This window comes from Pleionea mediterranea (assembly GCF_003148745.1).
Classification (GTDB): Bacteria; Pseudomonadota; Gammaproteobacteria; order Enterobacterales; family Kangiellaceae; genus Pleionea; species Pleionea mediterranea.
Genome location: NZ_QGGU01000006.1, coordinates 104,342 through 118,886, shown reverse-complemented (window position 1 = coordinate 118,886; position 14,545 = coordinate 104,342). Strand labels below are relative to the sequence as shown.

Below are 14,545 nucleotides of genomic sequence, written 5' to 3'. Positions count from 1 at the left end.
AATTTCTAATAATAATCTAACGATAATTTAGCCCCATCGCCTGACGAACATCTTCCATGGTTTCTCGCGCAACATCCCGTGCATGTTCGCTGCCTTCATTAACAATGTTTTTCACCAGCTCAGGGTTTTCAATATATTCCTGTGCGTTATCACGAAACACTTTCTGCTCCTTAATAACACATTCAATCACCGGCTGCTTGCACTCAAGACAGCCAATTCCGGCTGAGGTACACCCCTCTTTAACCCAGTTTTGAACTTCTTCATTGGAATATATCTTATGAAATTCCCACACAGGACAATTGTCGGGATCGCCCGGATCATTGCGGCGAACACGCGCCGGATCCGTCGGCATGGTACGAATTTTCTTTTCAACCGATTCAGGCTCTTCACGCAAGGTAATGGTGTTGCCATAAGACTTCGACATTTTTTGCCCGTCGAGCCCCGGCATTTTAGACACGGGAGTTAACATCGACTGAGGCTCCGGCAAAATAACTTTACCGCCGCCTTCAAGGTAACCGTACAAACGCTCTTTATCACCCCGACTGATCGACGCATGGCCTTCGAGTAACGCTCTTGCGGTGGCCAAGGCTTCGTCATCGCCTTCTTCCTGATAACGTTTGCGCAACGTGCTGTAAAGCTTGCCATTTTTCTTGCCAAGCTTTTTCACGGCCACAGCCGCTTTTTCTTCAAAGCCCGGCTCTTTGCCATAAATGTGGTTAAAGCGTCGGGCAATTTCTCTGGCCAGCTCAATGTGCGGTACCTGATCGGCACCCACTGGCACCTGCCCTGATTTATAAATCAAGATGTCGGCAGTTTGCAGCAGCGGATAACCTAAAAAGCCATAGGTTGACAGATCTTTCTCTTTCAACTTTTCCTGCTGCTCTTTGTAGGTTGGCTGTCGCTCTAACCAGCCAATTGGCGTAATCATCGACAGCAGCAAATGCAGCTCGGCGTGCTCTGGCACTTTTGACTGAATAAAAATGGTCGAGTTACCCGGGTTTACCCCGGCTGCCAACCAATCAATGACCATGTCCCAGACGCTGGGCTCAATAATCGAGGGGTCATCGTAATGAGTCGTCAGTGCATGCCAGTCTACCGCGCAGAAAAAGCACTCGTATTCGTGCTGTAACTGAACCCAGTTTTTTAAAACCCCGTGGTAGTGTCCTAAATGCAATTTTCCTGACGGCCGCATACCCGACAGGATACGCTGATGCTGAATAGCCACCGAACTCAAAGTACTTCCCCTTTCATTTTATAATAGGATTGCTCAATCGAACCGAGCATTATACAGACTGCAACCTGTTTGAGTAAGTGATTTGATTGCTCGAAATTTAACCAGTCGTAAAGTTTAATCAATCAGTGATTTAGCGGCTCTGGCGTAAGTCATTATGTCAGAATTTAACCCGTTCAGATTACTACCTGTTTCGATCTAGAGCAGCAGCTTTAGTTCTATATCAGCAATAACTCGGGCTGACCAGCACCCTCACGAAGAATTTCCGGCGTACCTTCGGTTAAATCCACCACGGTGGTCGGCTGATCGCCGCAGAAGCCGCCATTAATCACCAGATCAAGCTGGTTTCCATAAGCGTCGAAAATATCTTGCGGATCATACAGCTGCTGTTCCCGATCAGGAAAAATCAGGCTCGATGACATAATTGGCTCACCCAGCGCTTCTAGCAGTGCCAGAGCAATGGGATTATCAGGTACTCGAATGCCAATTGATTTGCGCTTCGGGTGCATGAGTCGCCGCGGGACTTCGCCAGTGGCTTTCAAAATAAAGGTGTAAGGACCCGGAGTAAAGTTTTTCAATAACCGGAAACAGGCGTTATCGACTCTGGCATAGGTCGCCAGTTCTGACAGGTCGCGGCAAACTAAAGTAAAATTATGATGCTTATCTAACTGCCTGAGTTTTCGAATCCTGTCCAGTGCCGATTTATCACCGATGTGGCAGCCCAGGGCATAGCCAGAGTCGGTGGGATACACCATCAACCCGCCCTTTTGCACCAATGAAACGGCTTGATTAATCAATCTCTGTTGTGGGTTTTCGGGATGAATTTCTAAATATTGTGCCATCGACTGCTTAAACTCCAAGTTAAAATAACCATCGATACGATGTCAGATTTAATTAACCCTTGCTTTTAACACCATAACAAATCGTCACACTATTGCCACAACGACCAAACCGGTTCAACGGAATTAGGTAATGGTGGAAAATGACCAGGCTTTACCCACTGCCACTCAGGATTATGAAAGTCGGCGCCCTGAGAAGCGCACAAGTCCAACGACAGCGCCTGTTCGGTTAACCAACGAATTAACGCCTTATCGGCGTTTGGGTAGCTTAGTTCGATGCCCTGCCCACCAGCATCGGCAAACTCCGTCATTAATGCCAACAGCTGTTTTCTCGATAATTGATATCGACCGGGATGGGCAATAACCGCGACACCGCCAGCGGCAGTGATCATGGCAACGGTTTCGGCGAGGCTTGGCCATTCGGCTTTCACATGGGCGCGGCCTTTTCGGCCCAGATAACGCTTAAACGCCCGGGCATTATCGGGCACGTAACCTTTTGACACCAGAATCTGTGCCAGATGCGCCCGTGTAACCGACTCAGCGGTTAACCCACCGACCGCCTCAACAATACCTTCAAGCCCCAGCGACTCTAGTTTTTCCGCGTATAACTGTAACCGCTCACGTCGTTTGTGTTGCTGTTGTGCCACAAAAGACACCAATTGTGGATGATGAATATCAACATTAAGTCCAACCACATGGATTTCACGATTACCGTACTGGCAAGACACTTCAAGGCCAGGAATAACCTTGATTGCCTGGTTATTTAATCCTGCTTGCTCAATTTCCAGATGCGCTGCAACCGAATCATGATCGGTAATTGCCAACGTTGTCACACCGTATTTCTGCGCATGCGCTAATAGCTCGGTAACGGACAATCGTCCATCCGAGTAAGCGGTATGGCTGTGCAAATCAATGTTGTGTGCAACGGCTGGGTTCATAAATCTCTTCGCAAACAAAAACAGGTGATGGTGTACGCCAACTACCAAAACTTACGGTCTAACCGTGAAGTTAGGGCAACAGGGCCAAGCTATGGGTTAATTAGCTCTATCCGTTAATCAACACCATCGACTGATTAACCATGAGCTAACCCAGTATAACCTGTTTCGAACAAAAGATAGAGGGCAATACATTTAGGCAGGTAAAAGAAGTCTCGCTTGCCTCTATCGCAAATAAATAGGGTTGGCGAATGCGCTGCTGCAAAGTATGATGATCGACACAAATTCGAAACTTTTGATGATGCAACTGCAATGAAATTTTTATTAGACTTTTTCCCGGTACTGGCTTTTTTCATCTCGTTTAAACTTTACGATGTTTATATTGCAACCGCTGTATTAATTTTAGCCAGCTTTATCCAAACACTGGGTCACTGGATCATTAAAAAGCGTTTCGAGAAACTTCATCTATTTACCTTTTTTGCGTCATTAATTATGGGCAGCTTAACCTTATTTTTTAGAGACGACAGTTTTATCAAATGGAAAGTGTCGGTTATCTACTGGATCCTGAGTGCCACAATTATTGTCTATCTTTTATTCCGACGAAAAATTGCCATCAAAGATCTTTTTGAAGGATTATTCAAACAGTCGCTTGGGATTAGCGATTCCATCTGGCATAAATTAAACATGGCCTGGATGCTCTATCTTGTTGGCATTGGTATTTTAAATATCTGGATTGCCTACCAATTTGATCTGGATACCTGGGTTAATTTTAAAGTCTGGGGCATTATGGCCATCCAACTGGTTATGATGATCGCGACTTTCGTCATTATCTTTAAGTACATGCCAGAAGAGAATCGACAGGCACTGGACAAGCAGCCAGGTAAATCTGAGGACTGATAATGTGGTATGCAATCATTGCACAAGATAATGCAAACAGTTTAAAAAAACGCCTGGCCGCCCGAGGCGATCATCTGGCCAGACTGCAACAATTAAAACAGCAAGGTCGACTTTTAGTGGCCGGTCCTCACCCGGCTGTCGACAGTGAAGATCCCGCTGAGGCAGGCTTTACTGGCAGCTTGATCATCGCTGAATTTGCATCGCTTAAAGAAGCACAAGATTGGGCTGATAACGACCCTTATATAAAAGCCGGTGTTTATCAGCAAGTTTCCGTAAAGCCATTTAAAAAGGTACTTCCCTGATGACAGAACAAACCATTGATAACTCAACTCGCATTAAAGACATGGAGTTACGACTCAATAGAGAACTCTCACCAAGCCGCCTTGAAATTATTGACGATAGCCATTTACATGCCGGACACGCCGGCGCAAAAAGTGGCAAAGGTCATTTTACTGTGATTATTAACAGCGAACATTTTAATGGCAAACGCCCTCTGCAATGCCATCAGATGATTTACACGGCATTAGGCGATATGATGGATACAGATATTCATGCCTTGAGTATTAAAATCCCATGATAAACACGCTCTAGCTCGCCAATGATTCACGCCTGAATCTCATAAAAATATATAACAATTACTTTTCTTCAATAACGCTTGAGTTATTAAACCAGACTTCATAAAGTGGGTGATTCAAGGAATGAGCACCCGGCTACACCACTGCTGCTCAATTGCTGAAAAACAGAAAAAACATCAGCTTGAAAAATACAGTCGCTGCCTGGTAAAAAGTTAACCGCTTAAAATAACCACTTAAAAGAACCACTTAAAAATTCGACTATTATTTTTAAGTTAAACATTCATAGTTTTTAAGTTTAGATATTTTGTATCACTCGCTTAAAAAATTTAGCAATAATTGATCTGTGACGATCAAGTGCATGAGCTTCAAGTGAATAACTATCAAGGATTAAGATAACCATGAGCGCGCATTATATAACCACAATAAATGAAACCAATAAGCACTATGTAACACTACTCATTAACGCCAGCTTACAAGCCTATAACGCTTTCGACACATCGCACCCCATGGAGTGCCAAACATCAAAAATAACTGCGCCCGATGGCTATGAGTTTGTGGATTACTGGACTGGAGTCGATTCCATTTTCAGTCATGACAAGCAAGGTGAAGTGTACGGCGTTATATTCAGAACCACTCAGGCACCTTATGAGTATATTTTTTCATTTCGTGGGACAACTTCCTTGCTCGATATGATTGATGACTTAGGTGTCGAAAGCTGTAAATTCAGTGCTTTTAAAAGCGCTACAGTAATACCCCAAAAAGTAACCGTGGAATCAGGGTTTTATGATGTTTACACCTCTTGCAGTTCTCAAATACCGTCCATGCAATCTCAGTTATTTGAGTTTATTGAGCGCTTTCAAAAATCCGACAAACCGATTCATCGATTACTTATAACCGGACACAGTCTTGGCGCCGCTTTAAGTGAACTGTTTACGCTCGATATAGCTTTATCAGACTCAGCAATTATCGCTCAAACCATTAACTTTGCTTCGCCTCGTGTGGGTAACCAACACTTTGTTGACTTTTACATGCAACAACCGGCGCAAAAAAATCACGACACCCAAACGTTAAGAGTTCAAAATACTTACGATATCGTCCCTTGCTTGCCACCAAAAGAGTTTGGTTATCAACACATACCTCAAGCTTATTTGATTGCGTTTTACAAAGATTGCTGGAGCGGAAAACTGGATTTCATCGACAGTCATTCCGCGCTCAATTACCAGGCGGTTGTTAAGTGCGCCTCAAGAAATGAACAAGGTATTTGTACTAAAAGTAAATTACCCGTACCCATGAATCACTACAACATTAATTCTTTTGTACCGGATACCTCAACGGTTTGCCACTTCACTACGCTTAACAGGCAAAGCAAACGCTAATCCATATTTCTTTTTACACTCACTACAATAACAACGAATAAATTAACGGATAAAAATAGAGATCAAACTATGAGCATAATAAATGACCTATTAACAGCGGTAGAAAATGACGCGGTAAAAGACCATAAAGCGCCCGCAGATTACGATGAAAGTAAACTGAAAACATTAACAGAACTTGCTGCAACCATTCCTTGTGGTTCAGCTTTGTTATGCAGTGGAACGGCAGCAGAAAGCCGAATGATTGAACAGGTTGATGGAACAGATTTCAGTCACTCCGCAATGATTGTTCGCTTTCATCACGATCAACAAGGACTTGATGATCATCAGTTGTACGTCTGGACCGCCGATACCGTAGATAAGCTGGATGATCAAATTGATAAACTATCGGACAAAAAACACCCCGGCACTCACTTATTAAAGCTGGAGGACTATTTAACATCACTCGATAAGCTTTACCCATCACCTGACGGCTCAAAATATCGCTTTGCCGTGGCACGGCTATCCGGTGTCAAGATTGATGAAAAACAACTTTGGTCGGTGATGTATCAATACGATGGTACGCCTTTCCCGCCAACCAAACAGGAGTTCATGCACTGGATTGAAGGCCAACTGAATATCAACGCTGGTATGCTGAATGCCTTTTGCGCGCAAATGTTAGCCAATACCTATCAAAAAATGGGCTGGTTAAGTAAAAAACACCCACCTAACCACTATAATCCTGGCTCTTTTGCTAAAACAGAGCGGATCAATAAACAATTGATGGCAGGCGCTCAACTGGCTAAGCCCGAGTACTTCAAATTGGCTTAAACTGTTTTGTTGCGCTCTTTGCCTGGATATCTCTGTTCAAGGGTTTATCGCAGAAGTGTTTCTTGTTTGTAACAACTTTTTGTTGTTGCAAACAGACAAAGAGTGCAGCTTATCGGCAAAATATACCGCCAGTCACTGCAAGGTTCGATTTCACGGCTTAATTCCATTAATTTAAATGACTCAACGTAATGTCATTTTTGCGTTGCCATCGTTAATTAATTTGCAGGTTCAGGTTTATGACGCAAACTGGCGAGCAGTGGTTAAGTTTTTATCAGCAACAAGGCACCGATCATAAGAATCGGGCGCTGATCGATATTTGGACCATGACCTTTGATGAACTGGAACATACTCACGACTTTATTCAGTGGTTATTTCCATTGCCAGAACCCAGTCGAATTAATCCTGAAGCGCCGTTGCTGACACCAGAAGTGATTGTTAACGCACGACAGTCCTCGACTATTCAAGCCAACCTGGAGCGTTCATTCGATACCCTGTCTGCATTTTGGGGATTCAGTCATAATCATCAAAACGAAATCGTACGCACTGGCCAGTTTGAAACACAATCTCAGAAATGGTGCTGCCTGTCGAATCACAACCAGTTACGCATCACACGAATGCTTAGATGCCTCACTTTACTTGGGCAAAATTCATTGGCCAATAAAGCCTGCGAATTTTTACTTTCTGAAGTGAATAAGGCCGGTTTAAGTTTAACGCAATTGCCATCCATTCCCTTCTGGATGGACGCCATAGCAGCAGAAGAAAACATAGAGCTAACACTAGAAGATTTTGAAGAGGCTGGCTGAGGACGTATTAAATCACGTTAATTCAGTTTTGCTTTCTATTAATATCAAAATAAAAAGCTCATTAACCTCTTTACTTTATAAAACTTCAAAAGGTTTGGCAGTTCTTATTACTGACTATCGACTACCGCGGCTTTCGCCAGGCGCTCAATCTCACCCCAGTTGTTAGCCTCAATCAAATCATCAGGGGCAACCCAGGTACCACCGACACACTCTACGTTCGGTAGGTCAAGATACTGTTTAAAATTACTTGGTGATATGCCTCCGGTTGGGCAGAATCTAAGTGAGTTGAAGGGGCCGTAAAATGATTTTAATGCCGCTATTCCACCAGAAGCTTCGGCAGGAAAAAACTTAAAGTTTTCATACCCGTATTCCATACCCATCATTATTTGAGACGCGTTGGCGACACCGGGCAACAAAGCAACCTTATAACTCTCGGCAGACGACAGTAATTTTGGCGTTAATCCCGGACTCACCGCAAAGGCAACATTTCGTTTATCCAGCTCTGCTAACTGCTGTTCATTAGTCACCGTACCGGCCCCAACAATGGCATTAGGTACGTCAGCTTGAATACGCTCAATAGCCTCCAGTGCAACGTCACTGCGTAAGGTAATTTCCAGTACGTTTAAACCACCATTGACCAACGCTTTTGCCAGAGGCACAGCTTTTTCCAAGTCGCGAATAACCAAAACAGGAACCACCGGTGCCTGCTGCATAATATGACGTATGGGATGATGTTGAACCACGTTTAATCTCTCTGGTTAAAAAATAAAATGATTAACGAATCAGTCGAAAAATATTTATAAACGAACATTAATTAAATAAGCAGCGGCCCCAAGCAATCCGGGTTGTGGGTGCATAACAATTGCCGTCGGTATTTTCTTTAAATACTTTTGATAATTAAGTTTATTTTCAAAACGTTGTCTAAAATCACTGGCTAATAACAACTCAGAAAACCGAGGGGCAATCCCTCCGCCTATATACACGCCGCCAGTTGCGCCTAAAGATAAAGCAAAGTCTCCGGCAATGCTGCCCAGTGTGGAAAAAAACTGATTCAAAGAAACAAGCGCTATTTCATCATCATTTAATGCCGCATTGCCAATTTCTTCGGCATCAGAATAATGCACTGGCTTATTGTGATAACTGCATATAGCCCGATAAATATTGACCAAACCACGACCGGATAAGAGTTCTTCGCATGAAACAATGCCCAGCTCGTTGCGCAAAAACTGCAGAATATAATCTTCTATATCATTTTCTGGAGAAAAACTTCGGTGGCCACCTTCGGTACTCAACACATGTGTGCGTTGCTTTTCAGGAAGCATAGCGGCAACACCAAGTCCGGTACCCGGGCCAACAATGCAGCGTTGCAATTGAGCGTTAAACACCGAGCCACTTTTTAAATGACATAAATCGGTTTCTTGCAGTACGGTGGTTGCCATAGCAGCTGCGGTAAAATCATTAATAGCAATTAACCGACTCACTCCTAGACTTTGCGCCAGTTGCTTTTGTGAAAACTGCCAGTGATTATTGGTGAGTTTAACGGCATCATTGGCAACCGGGCATGCCAGCGCCAAACAGGCCTGTTCAATATTTACCGAAATTTGTGACAGATAATGATTAATCGCCTGCAACGGTGAACCAAAGTTTTCACATTGAAAGGTTTGAATATGCTGAAGTTCGGTTGTCCCCGGCTCTACCACCGAAAACCGGGCGTTGGTGCCACCAATATCAGCCAGCAAATGAAAACTCATCGTGTTTTACTTGATATTGTTGAGGCTTGTTGAGACGCTTTTTCAGTTGTGTCATTAAACTGAAAAATAGTGGCACCCTGCTCTGCACCTGAAACATTTTGCCGCATGAGTTGATACATTTCTCGCCCCATTCCAAAATGATGCTGCTCGATATTTTCGGTTGCCAAAGGTCGCTTCGCTAATTCCTCTTCGGAGACCATTAAGGTTAGCTCACCGGTTTCGGCGTTCATTAAAATACGATCACCATTTTGAACCTTTGCAATTAATCCGCCGTCAACGGCCTCTGGTGTCAAATGAATCGCCGCAGGTACTTTGCCCGAAGCGCCCGACATTCGACCATCGGTCACCAAGGCAACGTTCAATCCTTTATCTTGCACATTGGCAAGATAAGGCGTTAACTTATGCAGCTCCGGCATACCAATGGCTTTAGGTCCTTGAAAACGCACAACCGCAACCGTATCACTATTAATTTCATTATTTTGACACGCCGCCGCCAGATCGTGTTGGCTATGAAACACTTTGGCCTCTGCTTCTATGATTCTATGCTCTGGTTTTACAGCAGAGGTTTTAATCACACTTCGACCAAGGTTACCTTTTAAAATTTGCAGGCCGCCTTCTAATTGAAACGGCTCTAACACGGGCCTTAATACATCTTTATCCTTTGAGTGATGCTCACCCTTTTTAAACACCAGTTTATCGGCTTCAATAAAAGGCTCATCGATATAATCACTGATGCTGTCGCCATACACCGCTTTCGCATCACCGTGTAATAACCCGGCAGCCAATAACTCGGAAATAATAAACGCCATGCCACCGGCGGCATGAAAATGATTCACATCGGCCTGACCATTCGGATAAACGCGAGCCAGTAACGGAACAACTTTTGACAGCTCCGAAAAATCATCCCAATTAATCTGTATGCCTGCTGCCTTTGCAATGGCAATAATATGAAGGGTATGGTTGGTAGAGCCACCAGTAGCCAACAATCCAGCAATGCCATTAACAATAGAGCGCTCATCGATAACATCGCAAATGGGTCGATAATTTTTTCCAAGCGCGGTTAATTGTGTAACGCGAACAGAAGCGTATTCGGTTAACTTTTGTCGAATGGGTGCATCTGGATTAACAAAAGAACTACCCGGTAAATGCAGCCCCATAATTTCCATTAACATTTGATTGGTATTGGCGGTGCCATAAAATGTGCAGGTGCCAGCCGAATGGTAAGATTGACTTTCCGCCTCTAGCAATTTATCGCGACCAACTTTACCCTCAGCAAATAATTTTCTAACACGCGCTTTTTCGTCGTTTGGAATACCGGAGTGCATGGGGCCTGCCGGCACAAAAATGCAAGGTAGCTGACCAAATCGTAACGCAGACATTACCAACCCAGGAACAATCTTGTCGCATATACCTAAAAATAACGCGCCATCAAACATATTATGCGATAAAGCAATGGCCGATGCCTGTGCAATTAAGTCCCTGCTGAACAAACTTAACTCCATGCCATCCTGCCCCTGAGTGACACCGTCGCACATGGCAGGTACGCCACCGGCAAATTGTGCCGTTGCACCGGTAGACTGCACAGCCGCTTTAATAATGTCAGGGTATTCTTTATAGGGCTGGTGCGCCGATAACATATCATTGTAAGCCGAAACGATGGCAATATTGGGCGACTCCATCCCTTTTAAAACCTGTTTCTCTTGCATGCCACAAGCGGCGTAACCATGAGCCAAGTTACCACAGGACAAGGCCGAGCGATTCGGCTTATCGGTTTTGGCTTTTGCCATTTGCTTTAAATAGTCGGCTCGTGAATGTTTACTGCGCTCAATAATTCGCTGCGTCACTTGATGCACGGTTTTATTTAATGCAATGTTTTGATTACCACTGGTACTCATATCAACTCTTTAAATAATGTATTGGTGTATTTTTAACGTTAATCTTTAACACATTTGCTTATAATCATGGCGCCCAATATATTTGTAACGCAGGTGATGTATTGCGTAAAAAATAACGGATCGGCATTAATAATTCATCACCCTGCTGCTCTGCCTTGTTTAAGGTTTTCAGTTTGTCTTCGCCAAACAACAACAAGTAAATATTACGAGACGCCAACAACCTGTTTAATGTTAAGGTTAAGCGTGGATGCGGCGCCATTTCAGGATGAGTCACTGCTGTATAATCTGAGTTTTCCCTGGCAACCGCTTGTTGGGTGTCTTTTGCGCATGGAAATAAGGATGCGGTATGACCGTCATTACCCATTCCCAAAATAACCACATCCAGCGGTCCGGTTACAGCATGTTTTAATTCGACTTCCAACTGTTTTTGATTGTCTTCCGGTGACGGCGTTACCTGAAAAAAAGGAACAAAAGATGCCTGCTCGACATTTCCGGTCAATAAGTTTTGTTTTATTAACCGCTCATTACTGGCTTCATCCGTTGGCGGTACCCAACGCTCATCCACTAACGATATTAAAACATTTTCCCACGCCACTTGATTGGAACGTGCGAGCGTTTGGTACAATGCGGTTGGTGTAGAACCTCCGCTGCACCATAAAGAGGCTAACCCTTTTGATTCAATACCAAGAGTTAATTGCTCGGCAATTTGTTTTGCCAATGCCTCATTCGCTTCTTCTCGGCTATCAAAATAATGTAAACCAGAAATTTCGACTGTCATACTCACTGCCTGTATTAATTCGCTATTTGCTAATAGCCTAATCGCTTATATAGTAAATTTATTCCTGTTCATGCTCATTATTGTTAAACCATTTACGGCCGTCTTTTGCCAATAACTGTTCAGCGGCATCAGGACCCATCGAGCCTGCGGGATAATAAAGTACTGGCACATCAAACTCTTCCCAACCGGCTAATATGGTGTCGGTCCAGCGCCAGGCTTCTTCCACTTCATAGCGCGACATAAATAATGTGGGATCACCAATAATACAATCGTACAATAATCGCTCGTAACCTTTAGGAATATCCGCAGGATCATACTGATCGGTAAAACTTAAATTTAATGGATCCGAGACCAGATTTACCGCACCGGACAAATTAGGTTCCTGATTCATCAACATTAATTGAATACTGTCTTTCGGCTGTAACCGAATAATAAGACGGTTGGCTTTGGTGGGTAATTTAAAAATCGAGTGATGTATTTCTTTAAATTGAATATCAATTTCTGCATAACGGCTCGACAATCGTTTGCCCGTGCGCAAATAAAAAGGCACACCAGACCAGCGCCAGTTATCTATATCCACTTTTAAAGCAACAAAGGATTCTGTATTACTCGGCTTAGGGTTATCCCCTTCCTGATTATAAGCTGGCAATGATTCGCCATCGAGTTCACCGGCACTGTACTGCCCACGCACAGTATTGTATTTGGTTCGCTTGCCCTCAATCGGTCGCAATGATCGAAAGACTTTTATTTTTTCATGCTTTAACGCTTCCGGATTAAGGTGCGTTGGCGGCTCCATGGCAATAAGTGCAAGCAATTGCAATAAATGGTTTTGCACCATATCCCGCAATGCCCCTACATTGTCATAAAAACTTTTTCGATTGCCGACACCGACAGATTCAGACACGGTGATCTGCACATGATCAATGTAATTTTGATTCCACAGGGGTTCAAACATGACATTAGCAAATCGCAGCGCCAACAGATTTTGAACCGCACTCTTCCCCATATAATGATCGATGCGATAGATATTATCTTCCGCGAAGACTGCCGCAACCTGATCGTTTATTTCAATGGAAGAGTCAAGGTTATAACCAATAGGCTTTTCAATGATCAGTCGCGATTTATCATTCACCAAACCGACAGCTTCGAGGTGCTGGCAAATAGGCACAAATAAACCCGGAGGCGTTGCCAGATAATAAATATGACAGCCATTGCCTTTTAATGAAGATAGATGCTGCTTTAATTGCTGAAAATCATTGGTATCACTGGCATCCACCGATAAAAACGACAGTCGATTTAAAAAGCGTTGTGTGATTTCCGGGGACTCGTCCGGATTAGACGTGGCGTTTTCTTTGAGTCCTTCAAGCGCTTCACTTTGAAACACCTCATCCGACAGTTCGGTTCTGGAGCAACCAATAATATTAAGATCATCGTGCAGCATCTCTTTGCGCTCGAGATTAAACAAGGCAGGCAGCAGCTTTCGATAGGATAAATCGCCATTACCGCCAAATAAAATCAGATTGCACGCTTTCTCATTGATCGAAAATGTCATATTTTGAAATTTTATTACATAAAATAAAGGACTGTGCCTACCATTATACGAACATACTGTATAATAACAACGACTTTAACCGGAAAAATCCAATAAATACGTTTGCATTAACCCTATTAAAGCTTTCAACATGTAATTTAATTACATTTGCAGTGCAGTTATGGTAAAAAATTACAAAAAAATGAAACTCTCTTTCGATAAACCGTTAAAATTGCTATAGTTTTGCCACAAAATCAGGTCAGGTTACGCCATGAAACTCATTAATCGCATTGAAGAAGCTCTACAAACGCTCAGCAAATCAGAAAAAAAGGTCGCACAGGAAGTGCTGGTGGATCCTCAAAAAGCCTATCAGTCGAGCATTGCCGCTCTGGCAAAAGCCGCCGCCGTTAGTGAGCCTACCGTTAACCGGTTTTGCCGCTCCATGAATTGTAAGGGCTTTCCTGATTTTAAACTGCAACTGGCGCAAAGCCTGGCCACAGGAACCCCTTACTTTACGGGTAATGTTTCATTGGACGACAGCACCGAAGAGTTCACCAATAAGCTGTTTGATGCCACCATGATGTCCTTAAGTGAAGCCCGTAAAATGGTTGATACCACCGCGGTCAGCCGAGTTGTTGACGCTCTGGCTCAGGCCAAACGGATTCTGTTTTACGGACTGGGCAGCTCCGGTGCCGTTGCATTAGATGCAGAAAACCGCTTCTTTCGTCTGGGCACACCAACCATCGCTTACGACGATGTTTTAAAACAACGCATGGCAGCAGCCGCTTCACAAACCGGCGATGTTCTTGTTCTTTATTCCTACACAGGACGAACCATTCCACTGATAGAAGCCGCGCAAATGGCCTCACAATCTGGCGCACAGGTGATCGGCATCACCAGCGCAGATTCGCCACTGGCTAATATTTGTCACCTGGTCGTTGAAGTTCCGGGCGATCAGGAAGATACCGATATTTACACGCCCATGACGTCACGAATTATTCACCTAACCATTACCGACATTCTTGCCACAGGCGTCATGTTAAGACGAGGCCCTGTGTTTCAGGAACACCTTAAGCGGATCAAAGAGTCGTTAAAAGAAACCCGACTGCCAAAAGAGTAAAGTTTAT

Annotated in this window: 15 protein-coding genes; 7 read left to right on the top strand and 8 right to left on the bottom strand. The window is 43.8% G+C overall.

The annotated features are described in order from the left end of the window. Positions 1 to 16: 16 nt before the first annotated feature. The 3 genes from C8D97_RS09180 to C8D97_RS09170 all read right to left on the bottom strand — a co-directional run bounded on the left by C8D97_RS09180 (position 17) and on the right by C8D97_RS09170 (position 3,008). Complete coding sequence (locus C8D97_RS09180; protein ID WP_109763484.1) at positions 17 to 1,234, bottom strand: tryptophan--tRNA ligase; 1,218 nt, start codon at positions 1,232 to 1,234, stop codon at positions 17 to 19. A gap of 215 nt (positions 1,235 to 1,449) precedes the next feature. Beyond that, positions 1,450 to 2,073 (bottom strand): L-threonylcarbamoyladenylate synthase, encoded by a 624-nt coding sequence (locus C8D97_RS09175; RefSeq protein ID WP_109763483.1) that lies wholly within the window; start codon positions 2,071 to 2,073, stop codon positions 1,450 to 1,452. 89 nt (positions 2,074 to 2,162) lie between these two features. Next, complete coding sequence (locus C8D97_RS09170; RefSeq protein WP_109763482.1) at positions 2,163 to 3,008, bottom strand: PHP domain-containing protein; 846 nt, start codon at positions 3,006 to 3,008, stop codon at positions 2,163 to 2,165. 309 nt (positions 3,009 to 3,317) lie between these two features. Between C8D97_RS09170 and C8D97_RS09165 the strand changes: the two genes are divergently transcribed. From C8D97_RS09165 to C8D97_RS09140, 6 genes are all read left to right on the top strand, one after another. Then, complete coding sequence (locus tag C8D97_RS09165) at positions 3,318 to 3,902, top strand: inner membrane-spanning protein YciB (RefSeq protein WP_146196127.1); 585 nt, start codon at positions 3,318 to 3,320, stop codon at positions 3,900 to 3,902. A 2-nt stretch (positions 3,903 to 3,904) separates the two neighbouring features. Then, on the top strand, positions 3,905 to 4,204 hold the full coding sequence (locus C8D97_RS09160) for a YciI family protein (protein ID WP_109763480.1): 300 nt from the start codon (positions 3,905 to 3,907) through the stop codon (positions 4,202 to 4,204). Continuing rightward, positions 4,204 to 4,479 (top strand): BolA family protein, encoded by a 276-nt coding sequence (locus C8D97_RS09155; RefSeq protein ID WP_109763479.1) that lies wholly within the window; start codon positions 4,204 to 4,206, stop codon positions 4,477 to 4,479. Before C8D97_RS09160 ends, C8D97_RS09155 begins: the two co-directional genes overlap by 1 nt. Before the next feature lie 396 nt (positions 4,480 to 4,875). Then, a complete protein-coding gene (locus tag C8D97_RS09150; RefSeq protein ID WP_109763478.1) occupies positions 4,876 to 5,853 on the top strand; it encodes a lipase family protein in 978 nt (325 codons plus the stop codon). Positions 5,854 to 5,922: 69 nt separating this feature from the next. Continuing rightward, positions 5,923 to 6,660 (top strand): hypothetical protein, encoded by a 738-nt coding sequence (locus C8D97_RS09145; protein ID WP_109763477.1) that lies wholly within the window; start codon positions 5,923 to 5,925, stop codon positions 6,658 to 6,660. 236 nt (positions 6,661 to 6,896) lie between these two features. After that, entirely contained in the window at positions 6,897 to 7,463 is a 567-nt protein-coding gene (locus tag C8D97_RS09140) for an opioid growth factor receptor-related protein (protein ID WP_109763476.1), read from the top strand. A gap of 107 nt (positions 7,464 to 7,570) precedes the next feature. Here C8D97_RS09140 and C8D97_RS09135 read toward each other — a convergent pair whose 3' ends face one another. The 5 genes from C8D97_RS09135 to zwf form a co-directional block, all read right to left on the bottom strand. Next, positions 7,571 to 8,206 (bottom strand): bifunctional 4-hydroxy-2-oxoglutarate aldolase/2-dehydro-3-deoxy-phosphogluconate aldolase, encoded by a 636-nt coding sequence (locus C8D97_RS09135; RefSeq protein ID WP_280951672.1) that lies wholly within the window; start codon positions 8,204 to 8,206, stop codon positions 7,571 to 7,573. A 54-nt stretch (positions 8,207 to 8,260) separates the two neighbouring features. Further along, a complete protein-coding gene (gene glk / locus C8D97_RS09130) occupies positions 8,261 to 9,214 on the bottom strand; it encodes a glucokinase (protein WP_109763475.1) in 954 nt (317 codons plus the stop codon). Then, the gene (edd, locus tag C8D97_RS09125) at positions 9,211 to 11,109 is read right to left on the bottom strand and encodes a phosphogluconate dehydratase (protein ID WP_109763474.1); all 1,899 of its coding nucleotides are present in this window, start codon (positions 11,107 to 11,109) and stop codon (positions 9,211 to 9,213) included. Before edd ends, glk begins: the two co-directional genes overlap by 4 nt. A 64-nt stretch (positions 11,110 to 11,173) precedes the next feature. After that, positions 11,174 to 11,887 carry a 6-phosphogluconolactonase gene (gene pgl / locus C8D97_RS09120; RefSeq protein WP_109763473.1) on the bottom strand — a complete coding sequence of 238 codons (714 nt, stop codon included), beginning with the start codon at positions 11,885 to 11,887 and terminating at the stop codon, positions 11,174 to 11,176. 58 nt (positions 11,888 to 11,945) lie between these two features. After that, positions 11,946 to 13,439, bottom strand: a complete 1,494-nt coding sequence (zwf, locus tag C8D97_RS09115) for a glucose-6-phosphate dehydrogenase (RefSeq protein WP_109763472.1) — start codon at positions 13,437 to 13,439, stop codon at positions 11,946 to 11,948. Positions 13,440 to 13,689: 250 nt separating this feature from the next. Between zwf and hexR the strand changes: the two genes are divergently transcribed. Then, the gene (hexR, locus tag C8D97_RS09110; protein ID WP_109763471.1) at positions 13,690 to 14,538 is read left to right on the top strand and encodes a transcriptional regulator HexR; all 849 of its coding nucleotides are present in this window, start codon (positions 13,690 to 13,692) and stop codon (positions 14,536 to 14,538) included. The last annotated feature ends 7 nt before the right edge of the window (positions 14,539 to 14,545 follow it).